The sequence below is a fragment of the Micromonospora sp. NPDC047557 genome (assembly GCF_043205095.1).
Lineage (GTDB): Bacteria > Actinomycetota > Actinomycetes > Mycobacteriales > Micromonosporaceae > Micromonospora.
Map to the genome: position 1 here is coordinate 299,796 of NZ_JBIDDK010000001.1, position 20,569 is coordinate 320,364.

At 71.1% G+C, this 20,569-nt stretch carries 18 protein-coding genes, 1 tRNA gene and 1 other RNA gene; 6 read left to right on the forward strand and 14 right to left on the reverse strand.

Features of this window, described 5'->3' with window-relative positions; all coding sequences use genetic code 11:
- Positions 1-190: 190 nt before the first annotated feature.
- Positions 191-1,441, forward strand: coding sequence for a hypothetical protein (locus ACGGAQ_RS01330; protein WP_393043538.1), 1,251 nt, complete (start codon positions 191-193; stop codon positions 1,439-1,441).
- Positions 1,442-1,503: 62 nt separating this feature from the next.
- On the opposite strand, the gene ACGGAQ_RS01335 is transcribed toward ACGGAQ_RS01330, so the two are convergent.
- Together ACGGAQ_RS01335 and ACGGAQ_RS01340 are read right to left on the reverse strand one after the other, a co-directional pair.
- A tRNA-Ala gene (locus ACGGAQ_RS01335) sits at positions 1,504-1,576 on the reverse strand.
- Between the two features lie 88 nt (positions 1,577-1,664).
- The gene (locus ACGGAQ_RS01340) at positions 1,665-2,255 is read right to left on the reverse strand and encodes a YqgE/AlgH family protein (protein WP_234583082.1); all 591 of its coding nucleotides are present in this window, start codon (positions 2,253-2,255) and stop codon (positions 1,665-1,667) included.
- A gap of 172 nt (positions 2,256-2,427) precedes the next feature.
- On the opposite strand from ACGGAQ_RS01340, the gene ACGGAQ_RS01345 reads away from it, so the two are divergent.
- Both ACGGAQ_RS01345 and mdlC read left to right on the forward strand, forming a co-directional pair.
- Positions 2,428-3,228: an S-methyl-5'-thioadenosine phosphorylase gene (locus tag ACGGAQ_RS01345; RefSeq protein WP_354859089.1), complete on the forward strand. Its 801-nt coding sequence runs from the start codon at positions 2,428-2,430 to the stop codon at positions 3,226-3,228.
- A 142-nt stretch (positions 3,229-3,370) separates the two neighbouring features.
- On the forward strand, positions 3,371-4,966 hold the full coding sequence (gene mdlC, locus ACGGAQ_RS01350; protein WP_393043541.1) for a benzoylformate decarboxylase: 1,596 nt from the start codon (positions 3,371-3,373) through the stop codon (positions 4,964-4,966).
- A 42-nt stretch (positions 4,967-5,008) separates the two neighbouring features.
- Here mdlC and ACGGAQ_RS01355 read toward each other — a convergent pair whose 3' ends face one another.
- From ACGGAQ_RS01355 to pruA, 10 genes are all read right to left on the reverse strand, one after another.
- A complete protein-coding gene (locus tag ACGGAQ_RS01355) occupies positions 5,009-5,956 on the reverse strand; it encodes a hypothetical protein (protein WP_393043542.1) in 948 nt (315 codons plus the stop codon).
- A gap of 44 nt (positions 5,957-6,000) precedes the next feature.
- Entirely contained in the window at positions 6,001-6,489 is a 489-nt protein-coding gene (locus ACGGAQ_RS01360) for a hypothetical protein (RefSeq protein WP_393043544.1), read from the reverse strand.
- Positions 6,490-6,641: 152 nt separating this feature from the next.
- Entirely contained in the window at positions 6,642-7,298 is a 657-nt protein-coding gene (locus ACGGAQ_RS01365) for a hypothetical protein (protein ID WP_393043546.1), read from the reverse strand.
- Between the two features lie 299 nt (positions 7,299-7,597).
- Positions 7,598-7,973: a transfer-messenger RNA gene (ssrA, locus tag ACGGAQ_RS01370) on the reverse strand.
- A 104-nt stretch (positions 7,974-8,077) separates the two neighbouring features.
- The gene (gene smpB / locus ACGGAQ_RS01375; RefSeq protein ID WP_124775313.1) at positions 8,078-8,557 is read right to left on the reverse strand and encodes an SsrA-binding protein SmpB; all 480 of its coding nucleotides are present in this window, start codon (positions 8,555-8,557) and stop codon (positions 8,078-8,080) included.
- 220 nt (positions 8,558-8,777) lie between these two features.
- The gene (gene ftsX, locus ACGGAQ_RS01380) at positions 8,778-9,653 is read right to left on the reverse strand and encodes a permease-like cell division protein FtsX (RefSeq protein WP_393043549.1); all 876 of its coding nucleotides are present in this window, start codon (positions 9,651-9,653) and stop codon (positions 8,778-8,780) included.
- 67 nt (positions 9,654-9,720) lie between these two features.
- Positions 9,721-10,401: a cell division ATP-binding protein FtsE gene (ftsE, locus tag ACGGAQ_RS01385; RefSeq protein WP_007455859.1), complete on the reverse strand. Its 681-nt coding sequence runs from the start codon at positions 10,399-10,401 to the stop codon at positions 9,721-9,723.
- 118 nt (positions 10,402-10,519) lie between these two features.
- Positions 10,520-11,641, reverse strand: coding sequence for a peptide chain release factor 2 (prfB, locus tag ACGGAQ_RS01390; RefSeq protein WP_354859069.1), 1,122 nt, complete (start codon positions 11,639-11,641; stop codon positions 10,520-10,522).
- 64 nt (positions 11,642-11,705) lie between these two features.
- A complete protein-coding gene (locus ACGGAQ_RS01395) occupies positions 11,706-12,221 on the reverse strand; it encodes a PadR family transcriptional regulator (protein WP_007455856.1) in 516 nt (171 codons plus the stop codon).
- A gap of 176 nt (positions 12,222-12,397) precedes the next feature.
- Complete coding sequence (gene pruA / locus ACGGAQ_RS01400) at positions 12,398-14,026, reverse strand: L-glutamate gamma-semialdehyde dehydrogenase (RefSeq protein ID WP_393043552.1); 1,629 nt, start codon at positions 14,024-14,026, stop codon at positions 12,398-12,400.
- 426 nt (positions 14,027-14,452) lie between these two features.
- Between pruA and ACGGAQ_RS01405 the strand changes: the two genes are divergently transcribed.
- A complete protein-coding gene (locus tag ACGGAQ_RS01405) occupies positions 14,453-15,571 on the forward strand; it encodes a hypothetical protein (RefSeq protein WP_393043554.1) in 1,119 nt (372 codons plus the stop codon).
- Between the two features lie 30 nt (positions 15,572-15,601).
- On the opposite strand, the gene ACGGAQ_RS01410 is transcribed toward ACGGAQ_RS01405, so the two are convergent.
- Positions 15,602-16,111, reverse strand: coding sequence for a DUF6912 family protein (locus tag ACGGAQ_RS01410; RefSeq protein ID WP_393043556.1), 510 nt, complete (start codon positions 16,109-16,111; stop codon positions 15,602-15,604).
- Positions 16,112-16,295: 184 nt separating this feature from the next.
- On the opposite strand from ACGGAQ_RS01410, the gene ACGGAQ_RS01415 reads away from it, so the two are divergent.
- Entirely contained in the window at positions 16,296-16,553 is a 258-nt protein-coding gene (locus ACGGAQ_RS01415; protein WP_393043558.1) for a helix-turn-helix transcriptional regulator, read from the forward strand.
- 240 nt (positions 16,554-16,793) lie between these two features.
- Positions 16,794-17,375 carry an Rv3235 family protein gene (locus tag ACGGAQ_RS01420; protein WP_393043560.1) on the forward strand — a complete coding sequence of 194 codons (582 nt, stop codon included), beginning with the start codon at positions 16,794-16,796 and terminating at the stop codon, positions 17,373-17,375.
- A gap of 222 nt (positions 17,376-17,597) precedes the next feature.
- Here the strand turns inward: ACGGAQ_RS01420 and secA are convergent, their stop codons facing one another.
- A complete protein-coding gene (gene secA / locus ACGGAQ_RS01425; RefSeq protein WP_393043562.1) occupies positions 17,598-20,525 on the reverse strand; it encodes a preprotein translocase subunit SecA in 2,928 nt (975 codons plus the stop codon).
- Positions 20,526-20,569 lie beyond the last annotated feature (44 nt).

Here is a 20,569-nt window from a genome sequence, read left to right on the forward strand (position 1 = left end):
GCCGGAAAAAGATCTGCACGAGGCCCTCGACGGGCCTGGTAGGCGGGCCCCGCAACACCTCGCCCCGACCGACGAGCGGTGGAGTCGGGTCGATGGCATCATGCCCTGGACCGGGCATGTTCATCGATTCCAGGGGGCGACGGTGCGCGGAGAAGACAGGTCAGCGACCCGACGGCGTACGCGGAGATTCGTGGCCGGCGCGGTGGGCGCGTTGGCGGTGCTGGCCGCCGTTCCGGCGCCCGCCCGGGCCGCCAGTTGGACCCCGGTCCAGGTGGTGTCCGAGCCCGGCTGGAGCGGGCAGGACCAGCCCTTCGTCGCGGTCGACCGGGACGGCGACTCGCTGCTGGCCTGGGCAGGGTGCGACAGCAACGCGAGCGGCTGCTACGACCAGGTCAAGGCGCAGACCGTCTCCGCCGACGGCGTGTGGGGCCCGATCCAGACCCTCTCATCGCTCGGCGCCTCGGCGTCCTGGCCCAAGATCGCCTCCGATGACGATGGCGACTCCGCACTGGTGTGGACGCAGGACAGCCTCGTGGTGGGCCGCCGGGTGTCCGCCACGGGCGAACTGGGCCCGCTGCAGACGATCGCCACCTGGAGCGCAAGCAGTCCGGCTGTCGCGGTGGACCCCACGGGTCAGGCGCTGGTCACCTGGACGGAGCACCGCGACGGCGGGTTCATCACGAAGGCTCGTTCCTTCGCCGCGGACAGCTCACTCGGGCCGGAGCTGACCCTCGGCGTGGGCGCCGACCAGCCCGTCGTGGCCATGGACCGCACCGGAACGGCCCTCGTCGCCTGGACCGAGAACTACGAGCGGGTGGTCGCGCGGCGGGTGCGCCCGGAGGGTGTGTCCGCCCTGCGCGCCATCGCCGGGGCGGCCACCGACATCCGGTACGGCAGCGTCTCGGTCGCCCTGGACCGCGACGGGGACGCGGTGATCAGTTACCGGTGGTCGAAGGCGGGTGCGCCTCCTCGCCTGCGGGTGCGCCACTACAGCCACACCGACACGCTGGGCAGCGTCATCAGCGTGTCGCCGGCCACCCACGAGTTGACCCTGCACGACGAACTCGCCGCCGACCTGGACGGCGACGCGGTGCTGACCTGGGGCCGCTGGACCCCGGAGGGCAACCAGGTGTTCGGTCGCTCGATCTCCAGCGCCGGCACCCTCGGCGCGGTGACGAGGCTCGGTGTCGGCGACTGGCCGAAGGTCACCCTGGACGACGACGGGGACGGCCTGGTCACGTGGAACTCGCCCAGCCCGGACTTCTCGACCACCCGGGTGCAGGCCAGGACGGTCGGGCCGGACGGCGCGTTCGGCGCGGCCGAGATCCTCTCCCCGGACGGGCGCTTCGCGCAGCCCGCGTCCAGCCCGACGGGCCGCTTCTCAGTGATCTGGCAGAAGGGCTCCTACCCGTCCGACATCCGGGTGCGCTTCGGTCAGTAGACGATCCGGCACAGCAGAACGCCCTGGCAGGGAATGATCCCCGCCAGGGCGTTTCGCAAGGGTGGAGCCGAGGGGACTCGAACCCCTGACCCCCACACTGCCAGTGTGGTGCGCTACCAGCTGCGCCACGGCCCCTTGCTGTCGTCCCGGTCGCCCGGGCACTGGGAAACTATACACAGACCGGCCCGCATGGTCATCTCGCGGGGGTCCCGGCCCAGCCGGGTCAGTTGAGGGCCACGTCCGGCGGGAAGTGGGCGACGGCGGCCATCATGCCGCCCTGCCGGCGCAGCACCATCGGCCACAGGTCGTCCGGTCGGTCGACGAAGGCGTCGCCGGGCAGAGCGTCCAGCAGGAACCAGGACCCGTCGGCGATCTCCTGCTCCAACTGCCCGCTGCCCCACCCGGAGTAGCCGGCGAAGACCCGGATGCCGCCAATGCTCTCCCGCAGCTTCTCCGGGTCGACCGAGAGGTCGATCGTGCCGACCGCGCCGGAGACCTGGTGGAAGCCCTTGAGCCGGCGCAGCGGTTGCCGCATCCGGGCCAGGCAGATCGCCGAGTCGGGTTGCACCGGGCCGCCCTCGAAGAGGACCGCCGGGTGGCGGGCCAGGTCACTCCAGTCACCCAGCACCTCGGCGACCGGCACCTCGGTCGCCCGGTTCAGGACCACGCCGAGCGCGCCGCCCGGCTCGTGGGCGACCAGCAGCACCACCGTACGGTCGAAGTTCGGATCCTTGAGCGCCGGAGTCGCGACCAGCAGCCGCCCGGTCATCGACTCCATCGCTCGTCCGCCGATCGCCTGGCCCTCTCCCTGCATCCCACCTACCCGTCAACCGTGAGCCCGCACCGGGGATCCGTCATTCGCCGGATCCGCACGGTGCATCGGGATCAGCCGCGCTGTCAACGCCATGCCTGGCACCATAGCCTGCGTCCCGGGTGCTGGCTAAGGTCTGACCGGCGGGTGATCGGACAGTTGCGACGGAGGCTCCATGGCACCGACGGCGGACCTCGCGGTGATCGGCGGCTCGGGGCTGTACGCCCTCCTCGACGGCACCCCTCATGAGCTGGCCACCCCTTACGGTCCACCCTCGGACGCGGTGACCATCGCGGAGGTGGCCGGGCGGCGGGTGGCGTTCCTGCCCCGGCACGGTTCCGACCACCGGTACCCGCCGCACCGGATCCCGTACCGGGCCAACATGTGGGCGCTGCGGTCCCTCGGCGTACGCCAGGTGTTGGCGCCGTGCGCGGTCGGTGGGCTGCGTCCGGAGCTGGGGCCGGGCACGTTCGTGGTGCCGGACCAGCTCATCGACCGCACCAGCGGGCGGGTGCAGACCTACTACGACGAGGGCGCGGTGCACGTGCCGTTCGCCGACCCGTACTGCCCGCGGGGCCGCCACGCCCTGCTCGCCGCGGCCGCCGGCCGGGACGTCACGGCGGTGGACGGCGGGACGGTGGTGGTGGTCGAGGGCCCGCGGTTCTCCACCCGCGCCGAGTCCCGCTGGTTCGCGTCGATCGGCGGCACTGTCGTGAACATGACTGGCCACCCGGAGGCGGTGCTCGCCCGGGAGATGGCGCTCTGTTACTCGTCCATCGCGTTGATCACCGACCTGGACGCCGGGGTGCAGGCGGGCGAGTCGGTGACCCAGGACGAGGTGTTCCGGGTCTTCGCGGCCAACACCGAGCGCCTGCGGGACGTGCTGCTGGACGCGGTGGCGGCGCTGCCCGCCGAGCAGGACTGCGCGTGCGGCCGGGCGCTGGACGGCATCAAACTGCCCTTCGCGCTGCCCTGACCTGCGCCGCACGCGGCCCGGTGGGCGAGCCGGACCCCCGACGGCCGGGAAACGCCCGAAAGGTCCGTCACATCCCGATAGATTCGGCTGATCGGGAGGGCGGCCACGGTCGCCCCTGCGCGCGACACGGAGGCAGGTGACGATGGCAACGGTCCGGGACGCGACGTACGACGTGCTCCGCACCCTCGGCATGACCACCGTCTTCGGCAACCCCGGCTCCACCGAGGAACCGTTCCTGCGGGACTTCCCGGCCGACTTCCACTACGTCCACGCGCTGCAGGAGGCCACGGCGGTGGCGATGGCCGACGGGTACGCCCAGGCGGCCGGCAGGCCAGCGCACGTCAACCTGCACACCGCCCCGGGAATGGGCAACGGCATGGGCAACCTGGTCACCGCCTGGCACAACAAGACCCCCCTAATCGTCACCGCCGGCCAGCAGACCCGGGAGATGCTGCTGCTGGAGCCCCGGCTGACCAGCCGACGGGCGGTCGAACTGCCCGAGCCGTACGTCAAGTGGAGCTACGAGCCGGTCCGCGCGCAGGACACTCCGGCGGCGCTGCTGCGGGCGTACGCGACAGCCGTGCAACCGCCCGTCGGGCCGGTCTTCCTCTCCCTGCCGATGGACGACTGGGCCCGGCCCGCCGAGGCGCCTCCCGCGTCGCGCACGGTGGCGACCCGCTTCGGGCCGGATCCGCAGCGGTTGGAGACGTTCGCGCGTGTGTTGGCCGACAGCCGCGACCCGGTGCTGGTGTTCGGGCCCGGCGTGGACCGCTCCGGCAGTTGGCCGGCGGCCGTCGCCCTGGCCGAGCGGCTGGCCGCACCGGTCTGGTCGGCCCCCGCACCGGAACGGGCCGTGTTTCCGGAAGATCACCCGCAGTTCCGCGGGGTCCTGCCGTTCGCCATCGGGCCGCTGGCCGAAGCGCTGCGGGGGCACGACACCGTCCTGGTCGTCGGCGCCCCGGTGTTCCGCTACTACCCGCACGTCCCGGGCGACCACCTGCCCGAGGGCGCCCGCCTTCTGCACGTCACGGACGACCCGGACGAGGCCGCCCGAGCCCCGGTCGGGGACAGCCTGCTCGGCGACCCCGGGCTGACCCTCGCCGCGCTGCTCGACCTGGTGCCGGCCGCCAACCGACAGCCGCCGACGCCGCGGGCCGCTCCGGCGCCGCCGGAGGTCACCGTCCCGCTGAGCGCCGACGCGATGTTCGCCGCGCTGGCCGCACACTGGCCGGCCGACGGCGTGCTGATCCAGGAGTCACCGTCCAACCTGTCCGCACTGCGCCGCCACCTGCGCATCACCCGGCCGGCGTCGTACTTCACGATGGCCAGCGGCGGGCTCGGCTACGGCCTGCCGGCCGCGATCGGGGTGGCGCTGGCCGAGCGGGACACCGGGCGTCGCCGGCCGGTGGTGGCGGTGATCGGCGACGGCTCGTTCCACTACTCGGTGCAGGCGCTGTGGACCGCCGCGCGCCTGGCACTGCCCGTGGTGGTCCTCGTCCCGGTCAATCAGCAGTACGCGATCCTCAAGGCGTTCGCCGAGTTCAAGGACACTCCCGGGGTGCCCGGCCTGGACCTGCCGGGGCTGGACATCACCGCCATCGCGGCCGGCTACGGCTGCGCCACCGAGGTGGTGCAGACCCCCGACCAGCTCGGTGCCGCCCTCGCCACCGGCCTGCGCGCCGAGGGACCCACGGTGCTGCCGGTGCCGATCAGCACCGACGTTCCCACGATCCTCTGACCGAGCCCGCGCGGGCGGTCAGCGGCAGAGGCCCGGCGGCCGTCACCTGGCGGCGATGGTCAGCGGGGCGCCGGTGAAGACGTCCAGCACCGGCCGCGCCCCCAGCGGGGCGGCCAGGGTGACGGTGACCGGCTCCAGCTTGAGCACGTCGGTGCAGACGCCGGTGGACCGGGTGACCGCGCCGCCGACCACGACCACGTCCGGCCGTTCCGACACCAACGGGGTGATGTCGGTGTCGCAGGCGCCGACGCCGAGCCGGACGGTCAACCGTGCGCCGTCCACCGCCACCATGTCCTGGGCGGCCACCAGACCCTCCGGCAGCGGCTGGGTCGGCGTGGGCGCCGGAGGGACGGGCGTGACGGCCGTCGGCGCGACGGCGAGCTGGGCCACCGGGGTGGCCAGCTCCTCCACCGTGAACAACCAGGCCGGGACCTGCGCCTCACCTCGACTCGTGCGCACCGGCACGGCACCGAGGGTCACCCCGGTGACGGTCAGCGGAAGGCAGGCAGTCTCCGTCGTGCTGGTCGCCCAGCCGTCCGGCCCGGGCTCGACCGTGGGACCGCCGGGAGTCGGCAGCCCGGGCCGCTTCGGCCGCCCCGGGCAGGGCAGCGGGTCACCCCGGTCGAGCTGCCGGTACGCCTCGGCCGCGCTGACCAGCGGCAGGGTCAGCCGCCCGTCCGGAAACCGGATCTCGGCACCGACGCGGGTGGGCGGGATGGCGACCTGGGCGCGGTACCAGCCGGACCGGAAGGCCGTCTCGGTGTCCGGCGTGAAGCGCGGGTCGCCGGTGAGCACCGTCGGCCCCTGCAGCGGGACGTAGCCGTCACGCCAGCCGGGACCGGGCCGCCACGCCGCGGCGACCGCGCTGGCCCGCTGGTCGAAGGCGCGATGCGCCGTCGTGGTGGGCGCGGCGGCGGGCTCCGCGCCGGTCGCGGCGCAACCCACCATGGACAACAGCGGCAGTACGAGCAGCAGAACACCTCGACGCATGCCAGGTTCGACGGGACCGCCGCCGGGCGGGTTCCCGCCCCGGCTCAGGTCTCGCCGCCCAGATCCGTCTGGTACGCCTGCCAGAGCAGATTGGCACCACGCCGCCGATGCCGGGCCAGCGTCCGCAGCAGGTGCCCCGCCCGGCGGCGCAGTTCGTCGGGGCCGGCCTCGGACCGCTCGGCGACCCGCTGCACGGCCAGGATCGCGGCGACGACCGCGGTGTGCTCCCGGGTCAGCAGCCGGATCCCGTGGTCGAGGCGGGGCGAGTGGGTGAGCAGCTCCCGATAGAGGCCGGCCGGTCCTTCGGTAACCCGGACGTGCTCGGCGAAGCCCTGCCCGACCGGACGCAGGCGGAGCAGCACGATCTCGCGCCAGCGCGGCTCGGTCGTGGCGACCGCGACGGCACGGGCCAGGGCGTGCAGGTCGCCGGCGAGCCCGGCGGGCCCCGGCTCACCGGGGAGCCCGGCCGGATGCGTGCGGGCGGCGGGCGGCCGGGCGGTGACTGACGGCTGCTGGACTCCACCGGTGACCATGGCACCTCCCGCGCGGGGCTGCTATCCCATACCGTGATGGTGAACCCGCCCGTTCGCCCTGTCCAGAGGCGTTTCCTGCTCATCTGTCCCACCGGTAACACCGGTTGCCTTCGGCCTCACCGGCACGACGGGCGCCGCCGTCAGCGGGCCGCTCAGGCGCCCGCCAGACGCCGCAGATCGGCGGCGACGGCGCGGGCCTCGGCACTGGTCTCTCCACCGGGTCGACCTGCCGCGAACGCGTCGGCGAGCGCGCGCAGCTCGGACGGCGGCAGGACGGGCAGACCCATCCCCCGCAGCGGGATGGTGACCCGACGCCCACTGGCCCGATCGGTGACGACGATCCCCGGCGACCGACCCGCAGGAACCGACGGGTCGGCCCCCACCTCCCCATGGGAACGGGGGTCGACGCGAGCGATGGCGAGATCGACGGTACGACTGCGGATGGCGCCCCGCACCCGCACCCGGCTGCCGTCCAGCCAGGCGGCCGTACGCAGCACCCGCAGCACCAGGTAGACGCCGAGCAGGACGAACGGCAGCCCGCACAGCCCGAGGAACGGTCCGGGCCCTCCCGAGCCGCTCGCGGACTCCCGCAGCGCGGGCGGCAGCATTCCCGGCGGCAGGTCGCGGGCCTCCTCGTAGGAAGCGAACCCGTCTCCCGGGCCGGTGAGGCGGCGCACCAGCCCGCCGGCGAGCAGGGGCACCAGCACGAACGCCGCACCGATCGCCGCGACGAGGACCCCCGTCACCACTGCGACCGTGCGCTGGCCGGCTGACGCGCCGACCGACAGGCGCAGCTGCTCGTTCGTCACAGCGGCAGCGTAGGCGGCGGGGACCCGCCCGCAGTGCCCGGCGTCGGTGTCGCGGCGCGACGGGCAGCCCAGCGCGGGCGGGCAGCCCAGCGCGGCGAGCGGCCCAGCGCGGCGGGCGGCCCAGCGCGGCAGGCCAGCGCGCGGTGATCCACTCCAGGTCGCCGATGTGGGGGTGTCCGGACGTCTGGATACCCGCAAGGTCGGCGATGTGGAGTGGATCAACCGCCTCGGCTTCCGAGGTCGCCCGGCGGATACGACGATGCGCCCCGGCCGGTGGGCCGGGGCGCATCGTTTCGAGGTGGTGGAGGTGCCGGGAATCGAACCCGGGTCCTTCGCCGGTTTGTCAGGGCTTCTCCGAGCGCAGCTCGCTGTGCCTCTACTCGGCCCCACCGCTCACGCGAGCAAGTTGGTGTGACGGGCCCAGTCGCTGATTGATCTCGCCGCACGGACCCCGCGACCGGGTCCGATTGGCCAGCCTTCTAGCTGATGCCGGCTACTGGGACGAAGGCGTTCCCAGGCCGACAGACTTAGCTACTCGCCTCAGGCGGCGAGAGCGAAGTCAGCGCGATTGTTCTTGGCGCTTATAAGTTTCCGACGACCGATTCTCGAGACGACGTCGGCTTCCTCGGCTCGCTTCCCCTGTCGCTGCGTACGAAGTCGAAACCAGTCACCCCCTCGACAGGCCGCCTTTGTGGCGGCACTGACAAGACTAACGCCTGCCGCAACGGCTTTCATCCCGAGCCCCGGGTCGGCACGCCGAGCCGGACAAACGGGATGAATCAGTCGTCCATTCCCTTGCCACGTCGACCGGACACCCGGGCGATCTCCCGGTCCGCGTCGCGCTTGGCGAGGTCCTGGCGCTTGTCGTACGACTTCTTGCCCTTGGCCAGGGCGATCTCGACCTTGGCCCAGCCGTCGGAGAAGTAGACCTGCAACGGGACGATGGTCAGACCACCCTCGCGGGTCTTGCCGACGAGCTTGTCGATCTCGCCCCGGTTGAGCAGCAGCTTGCGCGTACGCCGGGGCTCGTGGTTGGTCCAGGTGCCCTGGGTGTACTCCGGGATGTGCATCGCGTGCAGGTACAACTCGCCGTCGCGCTCCTGGGCGAACGCGTCGACAAGCGACGCCCGCCCGGCCCGCAGCGACTTGACCTCGGTGCCGGTCAGCGCCATGCCCGCCTCGTACGTGTCGAGGATCGCGTAGTCGTGGCGGGCCTTCTTGTTGGAGGCGACCACCTTGCGCCCCTTTTCCCGTGGCATCGGCGCCACCCCCTCTCCCGGAAACGTCCGTCGCCGGGCTCACCCCGGCCGGACAACCGATCATGCTACCCGAATGAGGCTTATTCGGGCTCTGGCCGTCGGGCAGGTCGTGCCATCGTGAGGACCGCCCGAATAAGCCTCATTGACAAGGACCCTCCCGCGCCGTTTATTCCGGCTGCGGGAGGGTCCCCGGGTGACGACGGGACGACCCGTACGCTGCTTAGACCCGCAGGTAGAAGCGCAGGGTGATCCAGGCGGTGGCGGCGCTGACGAGGCCACCGACGCCGGCCATCAGCGGGAAGATGAACAGGATGTCACCCCAGCTGATCGGCGACAGCAGGCCCTGCAACGCCTTGAGCGACCCGTCGAAGAGCAGATATTTCGCCGCGACCAGGGCCACCAGGCCGAGCAGTGAGCCGATCAGGCCGGCCACCACGGCCTCCAGCACGAACGGCGCCTGGATGAACCAGTTGGACGCGCCGACCAGCTTCATGACCGCCACCTCACGCCGCTTGCTGTACGCGGCGACCTGGATGGTGTTGGCCACCAGGAGCAGTGCGGCGATGGCCATCACGATCGCGGCGGCCAGGGCGATGTTCTGGATCGCGGTGAGGACGTCGAAGATCTTGTCCAGCAGTCGACTCTGGTCGACGATCTCGTCGACACCCTCGGTGTCCTTGTACTGGTCGTAGATGTTCTTGTACTGCTCCGGGTTGTTCAGCTTGAGCCGGAACGACTCCGGCAGCTGGTCCGGCTTGACGGCGTTCACCAGGTCCGGCGCGTCCTGGTACATCTCCTGGAACTTCTTGTACGCCTCGTCCTTGTTGACGTAGATGACGTCCTTGACCAGGGGGTCGTTCTTCAGCTTGGCGTCCAGGTCGGTGCGCTGCTGCTCGCTCACCTCCTGACTCAGGAAGATCGAGACCTCGATGTTCTTGTAGTAGAGGCTCTTCATGTCGTCAACCTGGCGGTACATGAGACCGCTGGCGCCGAGCATGGTCAGCGAGACCGCCATCGTGATGATCATCGCGATGGTCATGGTCACGTTGCGCCACAGTCCGACCAGTACCTCGGACAGGACGTATTTCACGCGCATCGGGATTTCCTCCGGGTCTCCGGCATGAAGTGTTCGTCGTCAGGCTGCGAGAGGGGTGAGCGCCGGCTCACCCGTAGACGCCGCGGGCCTGGTCACGCACGATGCGACCGCTCTCGATCTCAATGACGCGGCGACGCATCTGGTTCACGATGTTGGAGTCGTGGGTGACCATCACGACGGTCGTGCCGGTGCGGTTGATCCGGTCCAGCAGACGCATGATCTCGATCGAGGTGTCCGGGTCCAGGTTTCCGGTGGGCTCGTCCGCCAGCAGGATCAGCGGACGGTTCACGAACGCCCGGGCGACGGCGACCCGCTGCTGCTCACCACCGGAGAGCTCGTGCGGATAGCGGTGCTCCTTGCCACCGAGTCCGACCAACTCCAGCACCTCCGGCACGACCCGGCGGGCAACCGCCTTGGTCTTGCCGATCACCTCGAGGGCGAACGCCACGTTCTCGTACGCGGTGCGGTTCGGCAGCAGCCGGAAGTCCTGGAAGACGCAGCCGATCGAACGCCGGAAGTGGGGTCGCTTCCAGGAGCGCATCGACGTGACGTCCTTGCTGTTGACGATGACCCGCCCCTTGTTGGGGGTGACCTCGTGCAGCAGCATCTTGATGATTGTGGACTTGCCGGAGCCGGATGGACCGATGAAGAAGACGAACTCGCCCTTCTCGATCGAGACGGACACGTTGTCGAGCGAAGGCCGGGACGCCTTCGGGTACGTCTTCGTCACTTGCTCAAGCTGAATCACGGGTGGTGAGTCTACGCGGTGTAACAACTGAGCCAAGCCCCACGCCCCGCAGAAGCGGCGCGCGTCGTCGAATCAGGCCCTCACCTGGAGATCGACGAAGCGCTCCGCCCGCGAGTCGTCACGCACCGTCGCCGGCGAGCTGCCGCTGCTTACGCCAACGGATGCCGGCCTCGATGAAACCGTCCAACTCGCCGTCGAAGACCGCGCTCGGATTGCCGGTCTCCTGCTCGGTTCGGAGATCCTTCACCATCTGATACGGGTGCAGGACGTAGGAGCGCATCTGGTCGCCCCACGAACCGGCCGCGTTCTCCTTGAGGCCCTCCAGCTTGGCCTGCTCCTCCTGGCGCTTGCGCTCCAGCAGCCGGGCCTGGAGCACCCGCAGCGCGGAGGCCTTGTTCTGCAGCTGGGACTTCTCGTTCTGGCAGGTCACCACGATGCCGGTCGGGATGTGGGTGAGCCGGACCGCCGAGTCGGTGGTGTTGACGCTCTGCCCACCCGGGCCGGAGGAACGGTAGACGTCGACGCGTACCTCGTTCTCCGGGATGTCGATGTGGTCGGTCTGCTCGGTCACCGGCAGCACCTCCACGCCCGCGAAGCTGGTCTGCCGGCGACCCTGGTTGTCGAACGGGCTGATCCGGACCAGCCGATGGGTGCCCGACTCGACGCTGAGCGTGCCGTACGCGTAGGGCACCTTGACCGCGAAGGTGGCCGACTTCAGGCCCGCCTCCTCGGCGTACGAGGTCTCGTAGACCTCGGTCGGGTAGCCGTGCCGCTCGGCCCAGCGCAGGTACATCCGCAGCAGCATCTCGGCGAAGTCCGCCGCGTCGACGCCACCCGCGCCGGCCCGGATGGCGACCAGCGCCTCCCGGGAGTCGTACTCGCCGGACAGCAGGGTGCGGACCTCCATCTCCTGGATGGATTTGGTCAGGCCGGTGATCTCCGTCTCGACCTCGGTCAGCACGCCCGGGTCGGACTCGGCCTCGGCCAACTCCAGCAGCACCCGGGCGTCGTCGAGCTGGGAGCGCAGACTGCCCAGCTTGCTGATCTCGCCGTTGACGTACGACAGCTGCGAGGTCACCTGCTGCGCCTTGGCCTGGTCGTCCCACAGGTCAGGGGCGGACGCCTCCTGCTCCAGGCGGGCCTTGTCCTCGTGCAGCCGGTCCAGATTGAGGACGGCCTCGATGTTGCGCAGGGTCGCGTCGAGTTCCTTGAGCTGTTCGGCGTAATCGGCAGCGGTCACGACAGACAAGCGTACTGTGCCGGGAGCAGCACAGCTCGTTCCGTGTCGGCGAACCCGCCGGAGATCACCCGACGGGGGCGGACTTCAGCCACGACAGGGCCGCCCGGTGGTAGGCGACGGCGAACTCCAGCGCGCTGGCGTCGTACGTCTCGCCGTCCCGTTTGGCGTTCTTGACCTGTTCGCGTACCTGAGCGAGGGCCTCGGTGTGGTATTCGTTGGCCGAGGCGTACAGGCTCTTGAGCTGGCTGGACGAGTGCAGGTTGCCGAAGGCCATCCGGAGCGCGATCGGGTTGCGGATGGTGTCCCGCCCCGGGTTCTCTGCCAGCCAGCGGGAAAATGTCCGTTTCCCGCTTGCGGTCAGCGCGTACGGCTGGCTCATTCGTGGGCCCGGCTTGCCGAGCCGCACGTATCCCCGCTCGGCCAGCACCGGCAACTCGCGGTAGACCTGACTGCGGGTCATCGACCAGTAGGGCGCCAGCCGGCGCTCTGCGGCGGCCATCAACTGGCCGCCTGTCATGGGACCCTCGTGGAGCAGCCCGAGCAGGGCCGCCGCCGTGGGGTTGACTCCGGATTCCGCCATGGCCGTTACGCTGCCACTTTGCGCTGCCGGCGTCCAGGATTTGGCAGTTTGCCACCCGACAGGACTTCCTATGTGCACTGTCGGCGGCAGACTGTCCGTTGAGGACTATCGATGGATTGCGGCCCCTCGGCCGACCGCTGGCGGCGCTGCGCACGCCGCCAGCGGGTCGCCGCAGGTCAGCCCATGTGGGGGTACGTGTGGTCGGTCGGCGGCACGAAGGTCTCCTTGATCGTCCGCGGCGACACCCAGCGCACGAGGTTGAGCCAGGAGCCCGCCTTGTCGTTGGTGCCACTGGCCCGGGCACCGCCGAACGGCTGCTGCCCGACCACCGCGCCGGTCGGCTTGTCGTTGATGTAGAAATTGCCGGCCGCGTAGCGCATGCGCTCGCCGACCGCGTCGATCACCCGGCGGTCGGTGGCGAACACCGACCCCGTCAGCGCGTACGGGGCGATCGACTCGGCCTGCGTGACCACCTCGTCGAAGCGCGCGTCATCGAACACGTGCACGCCCAGGATCGGCCCGAAGTACTCGGTGGTGAACGTCTCGTGGGCGGCGTCGGAGCACTCGAAGAGCGTCGGCCGGACGAAGTATCCGACCGAGTCGTCGGCCGTGCCGCCGGCGAGCACCCGGCAGGTGTCGTCACCCGCGATCAACTCGAGCGCCGCGGTGTGCCGGGCGAACGCCTTGTCGTCGATCACCGCGCCGCCGAAGTTGCTGAAGTTGGTGACGTCGCCGTAGGTCAGGGAGTCGGCGGTGGCGGCCAGGCGGTCCCGCAGGCCACCCTCCCAGAGCGAGCGCGGCACGTACGCCCGCGAGGCGGCCGAGCACTTCTGGCCCTGGTACTCGTACGCGCCGCGGATCAGCGCGGTGTGCAGGGCGTCCACGTCGGCGCTGGTGTGCGCGACCACGAAGTCCTTGCCACCGGTCTCGCCCACCAGCCGCGGGTAGCCCCGGTAGCGGGAGATGTTGTCGCCGACGGTCCGCCACAACTGCTGGAAGACCTTGGTCGAGCCGGTGAAGTGGATGCCGGCCAGATCCGGGTCGGCGAGCACCACGTCGGAGACCTCCTCGCCCCGACCGGTGACCATGTTGATCACGCCGGGCGGCAGGCCGGCGGCCTCGAACAGCCGCATGGTGAAGTGCGCGGCGAACTGCTGGGTGGGGCCCGGCTTCCAGATCACCGTGTTGCCCAGCAGCGCCGGCGCCGACGGCAGGTTGCCGGCGATGGCCGTGAAGTTGAACGGGGTGACCGCGTAGACGAAGCCCTCCAGCGGGCGGTGGTCGAAGCGGTTCCAGACGCCCGGCGAGGACGCGGGCTGCTCCTCGAGCAGGCGGCGGGCGAAGTGCACGTTGAACCGGAGGAAGTCGATGAACTCGCAGGCGGCGTCGATCTCCGCCTGGATCGCGGTCTTCGACTGGCCGAGCATGGTGGCGGCGTTGAGGGTGTCCCGCCAAGGGCCGGCGAGCAGCTCGGCGGCGCGCAGGAAGATCGCGGCGCGCTCCTCGAACGGCAGCGCCCGCCACATCGGGGCGGCGTCCTTGGCTGCCTTGATCGCGGCCCGTGCGTCGTCGTGGGTGGCGTGTGCGGTCACGCCGAGCACGTGGGCGTGCTTGTGCGGCTGCACCACGTTGATCGGGTCGCCGGCCGCCATCCGCTGCTCGCCGCCGATGGTCATCGGCAGGTCGATGCGCTCGGCGGCCAGCTCGGTCAGCCGCCGCTGGAGCCGATCCCGGTCTCCGCTGCCCGGCTCGTAGTTGCGAACCGGCTCGTTGCGCGGCTCGGGAACGGAGAACACGGCATCCATCAAGGCTCCTGGCGATCTCGACAGCGGTGGCGAAACCGGACCCGCGGGCACCGACCGGACGGCCGGACGCCGGACGCCGCGCGGGGTGGCCGAGCAGCGGCGGGACCTCCCGCGATTGTTTCACGCGAAGGTGCTGGCCCCGCCGCCACCGTCTCTGGATAGCGAAGGACCGGCTGGCCCTCCTCCCCTTACCGGTCGCGGTGGTGGGGCTGGGGCGAGCGTCCCCGGCTCCGGGCGGTCAGGCTTGATCCCTCCGCCGGGGACGCTCGCCCCAGCCCCGACGTTGGTCGCGGTCCGTGGGCCCGTTGCGTTTCCTTCGGCGGTACGTCGCTGGCGCGTACCCGTCGGGTGTGGCGCGTTCGGTGGGGGTCGCGGCGGTCCGCGTACCCTGAATGGTCGGTGACCTGGCACCTCGAAGGGGAGACGATGACCAAGCAGCCCGGCCGCGTCCCAGCCGCGGAGTCGAACCAGCCGGCAGTCGACGCGGCCTCCCCCGGCGGCCGACCGGTGTCCGCGCCCGGCGCGGCCGTGCTCGCGCTGCTGGCGCTCGGCTGGCTGGCCGCCATGCTCTGGTCGACCCGGGAGGCCATCACCTCGGCGGCGGCCGGCATCACCGCGATCAGCCTCTCCGCGTTCGCCCTGCCCGGTGTGATCTCGGCTGCGCTGGTGGCCGGGGCCGCCACCGCCCTGGCCGGGGGCAACCTGCTGACCCGGCGGTACGGCGACGGGGCAACCCTGCGCTTCGTCGGCGCGATCGGCGCGGGCATGCTGGTCGGGCTGATCGCCGCGCTGGCGATCAACCTCACCTACTTCGACACCTCAACCACCAACGTGATCGCCGGGACCACGGCGGCCGCCGCGATCATCGGCGGGGCGATCGCCGGCGCGCGAACGGCCCCGGCGGTCGGCGCGGTGGTGACCGCCGCGCTGGGCGCGCTGGTCTTCGTGGTGGCGTTCAGCCGTGCCCGGGACCCACTGTTCGACCTCTTCGGCGCGGGCGACACCCAGCAGTCGCTTGTCGACGCGGCCAAGTGGGTGTCGCGCACCGAGTCGCTCATCGCCGGCCTGCTGGCCGGGCTGCTCGCCTTCGGCTACCTCACCTGGGCGCGACGGCGAGCCCTGCGGCGCGATCCGCAGACGCCCGCGCTGCGCTGGCCGGCGTACCTGCTCGCCGGCGCCGGGCCGGGCCTGCTCCTGCTGCTCGCCGAGGTGATCATCCGGATCGGCGGCCGGTCGCTGCTGGACCTGGCCAGCGCGCTCAGCGAGGCGGACGCGGTGGCGCAGACCTCACTGGGCACCTCGCGGGTCGACAACGGCATCTGGATGCTCTTCGTCGGGGCGCTGACCGCGCTCATCGCGTTCGGCCGCACGCTCGGCCCGGCGCACACCGACGACGACCCGGCCGTGGTCGACGATCCCGGCACCACGCCGCCGGCAGCCGAGAACGAGACCGACGCCGGCACTGGCACTGGCGAGGACGAGGCGGACACGACCGGTCTCGACGCCGTCGACGTCGACCCGGCTCGGGCCGACCCGGCCCGCTGACCGCTGCCGGCTGGCCTGCTCGCTGCCGGCTCAGTCGGTGGCGCGCAGCAGCAGGTCCAGCTCCGTCACGTCGTACCACTCCAGCTCGTGATCCTCGGCCCCGTCGACGGTGAACTGGGCGTCCGGGTCGCCGGCAGCGGCCTCGGCCACGACGTCGGCCGCGGCGGCGACCTCCTCGACGGCGTCCGCGCCGTCCACGTGGATCGCCGCGACGGCGCCCACCGGCACGGTGTCGGCCAACGTCACCATGCTGGATCCCAGCTCACCATCGCCACGGCCGAGCGCGGCGGGCGGCAGGTCCACCGAGACGACCACGCGGCGGCGGGGCGCGGCCGGATCGGCCCTGAGCAGGTGCAGCGCGTCCTGGGCGGCCCGGGTGAACGCGACGTACTCCAACTCCTCCTCGTCACCCTCGGCGTACCACTCGCGCAGCGCGGGCGTCACCGCGTGCGCCCGGTCGGCGGTCAGCCCCTGCTCGCGCAGGCGGGCCAGCATGGGTACGGTCGCCGGCACGTACACCCGGACAAGCTCGTCGGTCACCGGTCGTCTCCCCGCTCGGTCCTGTGCCGGCGGCAGCCGGCACGGGCGCAGATCATGCCGCACGCCGTGACCGTCATACACCCCGGCTCCGGCCGGTGGAAGTTTCCCGCCGGTGTGTCCGGCGCTGGTTGGCCCGCCGCCGGGCCGGGGATGCTGGGCGGTGAGCCCTACCGATGGCAAACTGATGCAAACGACGTCAACCCCGGGAGTTTCCGTGGAGCCGAGGTTCCTGCTGCTCTCCGACGTGGCCGCCGAGCTGAACGTGTCGGACTCGCAGGTCTACCACATGGTCCGCAGCGGGGAACTGCCGGCGATCAAGATCGGCGGACGCGGTCAGTGGCGGGTCGAGCGCGCCCGGCTGGAGGAGTACATCGCGCAGAAGTACGCCGAAACCGCCGACTGGGTACGCGGTAACCCCCTCATCGACCGCGATCCGGAGTAGGTCCGGGCAGCGCCGCCCGACGCGCGTGCCACCTGCCGCCCCGACCTGCGTGATCCACTCCGTATCGCCGACATGGGGCTGTCCGGCCCGCCGGGATACCGCGATGTCGGCGAACCCGAGTGGATCATGCCCGTGGACGACGCGTCCGCCGTCGCAGGCATTGACCGAGGCCGTTCTGTCGCGCAGAATCGAGTCAGTCGGAGGCAAACGAAGGCAAACGCAAGATCAAAGGGAGCAGCGATGAGCGAGCGGCGACCCGGTCCCTCCCGGCCACCTGTGCGCCTGCGCCCCGTCCCGCCCATCGATCCGCCGTACCCGGACGAGACGTACTGGCCGGGGCCGACCCACGGCCAGCTCGCCCTCGACCTGTTCGCCTCGACACGACCGGATCCGGTCCGGCCGGCGGAGCGTCGCGCGGCCCCACGCCGGACGCCCTCGCGGCCGGCCAGCCACCCGGGTGCGCCACTCCCACCGGCGACCGCCCCCGAGGCGACCCGGGCCGCACACCGCTTCGTCGGCACCTGCCTGGAGGTGGTCAACGGCTACCGCTCGCCGGCCCAGGTACGCCCGCTGCTCGACCCGGGTCGGGCCGTCGAGCTGCTCACCGAACTCGCTCGGGCGACCGGGCGGGCCGGGCCGGTTCGCCGTCGGGCAACGCGGCCGGCTCTGCGGCTGCTCCGGCTGCGGGTGTGCGAGCCTCGGGAAGCCGCAGTGGAAGCGGCTGCCGTGGTGAGCGGCGCCGGTGGCCGGAGCTGGGCCATGGCGCTACGCCTGGAACACCGGCGAGGCCGCTGGCTGTGCACGGCCCTGCACGTCCTCTGACAACCCGGTGCCTGCTCTGCGTTGATCGACTCGACTTCCAGGAAAGCGCGGTATCAACCTGGCGCTGACACCCCACCTTGCAGGAAGCCGAGTTGAACTCCCTCCATCCCGCCTCCTGCCACCCGGCCACGGGAGTCGGAGGCCGGACGTGGCGGGATGCGGGGTGGAGACGCCGATGGGCCCCGGCCTCGTCGGCCAGGGCCCATCGGGACGTGCGGTCGGTCAGTTGCCGCCGTTGGGGGCACCGTGGCAGCGCTTGTACTTGCGGCCCGAGCCACACGGGCACGGCGCGTTGCGGGACGGGCCGTTGCCGGCGTCGCCCTGGTTGGGGACCGGACGTCGGGACCCGGCGGTCGGAAGCGTCGGGCCACGCAGCCCGGAGGCCGGCCGCTGCGGGGCCGACGGCGCGCTCCGCCCGGGGGCTGCCGGCGCACTCTGGACCGGCCGGCCCACACCCAGCGCCGGCGCCTGCTGCTGCTCCTGCTCGACGCTGACGGCGCCAGGACTGGCTTCACCGTCGATGGTCGGAGCCGAATACTGCAGGCCCTGCCGCTGCGGCGAGCGGTTGAGACCCTTGGCCCGGATCTCCACCGGCTTGTCGAGCAACGTGACCTCTTCCGAGTCGGCGGCCGGCTCCGGCTCGGTGACCTGGACGTCCACGTTGTAGAGGAAGCCGACGGTCTCCTCCTTGATGCCCTCCATCATGGTGGCGAACATGTCGAAGCCCTCGCGCTGGTACTCCACCACCGGGTCGCGCTGGGCGTACGCCCGGAGGTTGATGCCCTCCTGGAGGTAGTCCATCTCGTAGAGGTGCTCGCGCCACTTGCGGTCGATCACCTGGAGCAGCACCATCCGCTCGAGCTGGCGCACCCCCTCGGTGCCGAGCTGCTCCTCGCGGCGGTCGTACGCGGCGTTCGCGTCCTCCTTGAGGCGGGCGACCAGGAAGTCGGCGTCCATGCCGGCCCGGGAACCGCCGGCCTCCTCCTCCAACTCCTCGATCGTCACGCCGACCGGGTAGAGCTGCTTGAGGCTGGACCAGAGCTGCTCGAGGTCCCAGTCCTCGCCGTAGCCCTCGGAGGTGGCGCCCCGCACGTACGCCTCGACGGTGTCGTCGATCATGTTGCGGACCTGGTCGGAGAGGTCCTCACCGTTGAGCACCCGCAGCCGCTCGGCGTAGACGACCTGGCGCTGCTTGTTGAGCACCTCGTCGTACTTCAGAACGTTCTTGCGGATCTCGGCGTTCTGACCCTCGATCTGGGCCTGGGCGCTCTTGATCTGACGGGTGACCATCTTCGACTCGATGGGCACGTCCTCCGGGATGTTGAAGCGCTCCATCACCGCCTCGACCGCGCCGGCCCGGAAGCGTCGCATCAGCTCGTCCTGCAGGGACAGGTAGAAGCGGGACTCGCCCGGGTCGCCCTGCCGGCCGGCGCGACCGCGCAGCTGGTTATCGATCCGCCGGGACTCGTGCCGCTCGGTGCCCAGCACGTACAGGCCACCGGCGGCGGCGACCTCGTCGGCCTCGGCGTCGCAGGCCTGCTTCCAGGTGGGCAGGACCTCCTCCATCGCCTTGGCGTAGTCCTCCTCGTTCTCCAGCGGGTCGAGACCGCGCTGGCGCAGCTCGTTCGCCGCGAGGAACTCGGGGTTGCCGCCGAGCAGGATGTCGGTGCCGCGGCCGGCCATGTTGGTGGCCACGGTGACCGCGCCCTTACGCCCAGCCTGGGCGACGATCTCGGCCTCCCGGGCGTGGAACTTGGCGTTCAGCACGTTGTGCGGGATGCCCCGGCGGCGCAGCAGCTGGGAGAGGATCTCCGAGTTTTCCACCGAGACGGTGCCGACCAGCACCGGCTGGCCGATCTGGTGCCGCTCGGCGATGTCCTCGATGACGGCGTTGAACTTGGCCTTCTCCGTCTTGTAGATGACGTCCGGCCGGTCCTCGCGAACCATCGGGCGGTGGGTCGGAATGGTCACGACGCCGACCTTGTAGACCTTGTTGAACTCGCTCGCCTCGGTCTGCGCCGTACCGGTCATCCCGGACAGCTTGTTGTAGAGGCGGAAGTAGTTCTGGAGGGTGATGGTGGCCAGGGTCTGGTTCTCCTGCTTGATCTCCACCCCCTCCTTGGCCTCGATCGCCTGGTGCATGCCCTCGTTGTAGCGACGGCCGTGCAGGATGCGCCCGGTGAACTCGTCGACGATCAGGACCTCACCGTCGCTGACGATGTAGTCCTTGTCGCGCTTGTAGAGCTCCTTGGCCTTGATGGCGTTGTTGAGGTAGCCGACCAGCGGGGTGTTCACCGACTCGTACAGGTTGTCGATGCCGAGCCGGTCCTCGACCTTGGCGACGCCGCGCTCGGTGACCGCGATGGTGCGCTTGGAGTGGTCGACCTCGTAGTCGCCCTCGCCGTCCGTGCCGGGCTGGAGCCGGGCCACGACGCCGGCGAACTCGCCGTACCAGCGGGCGGAGTGCTCGGCCGGGCCGGAGATGATCAGCGGGGTGCGTGCCTCGTCGATCAGGATGGAGTCGACCTCGTCGACCACCGCGAAGTTGTGCCCGCGCTGCACCAGCTCGTCCTTCGACCAGGCCATGTTGTCGCGCAGGTAGTCGAAGCCGAACTCGTTGTTGGTGCCGTACGTGATGTCGCACTCGTAGGCGGCCTTGTGCTCGCTCGCCGGCCGGTTGGGCAGCACCACGCCGACGGTCAGCCCGAGGAACTCGTGCACGCGACCCATCCAGGCCGCGTCGCGCTGGGCGAGGTAGTCGTTGACGGTGACCACGTGCACGCCGTCGCCGGAGAGCGCGTTGAGGTAGACGGCCATGACCGAGGTCAGCGTCTTGCCCTCACCGGTCTTCATCTCGGCGATGTTGCCGAAGTGCAGCGCGGCGCCGCCCATCACCTGGACGTCGTACGGCCGCTGGCCGAGCACCCGGGCGGCCGCCTCGCGGGCCACCGCGAACGCCTCCGGCAGCAGGTCGTCGAGGGTCTCACCGTCGGCGAGCCGCTCCCGGAACTGCTCGGTCATGCCGCGCAGTTCCTCGTCGGTGAGGTTGACGTAGTCGTCCTCGATCGAGCTGACGGCGGCGGCGATGGCCTTGAGCCGGCGCACCATGCGGCCCTCGCCGGCGTTAAGGACCTTTTCCAGAATCGACACGGATCAACGCTCCCCTAGACAGTCTCGAACCATCGTAGGCGCTC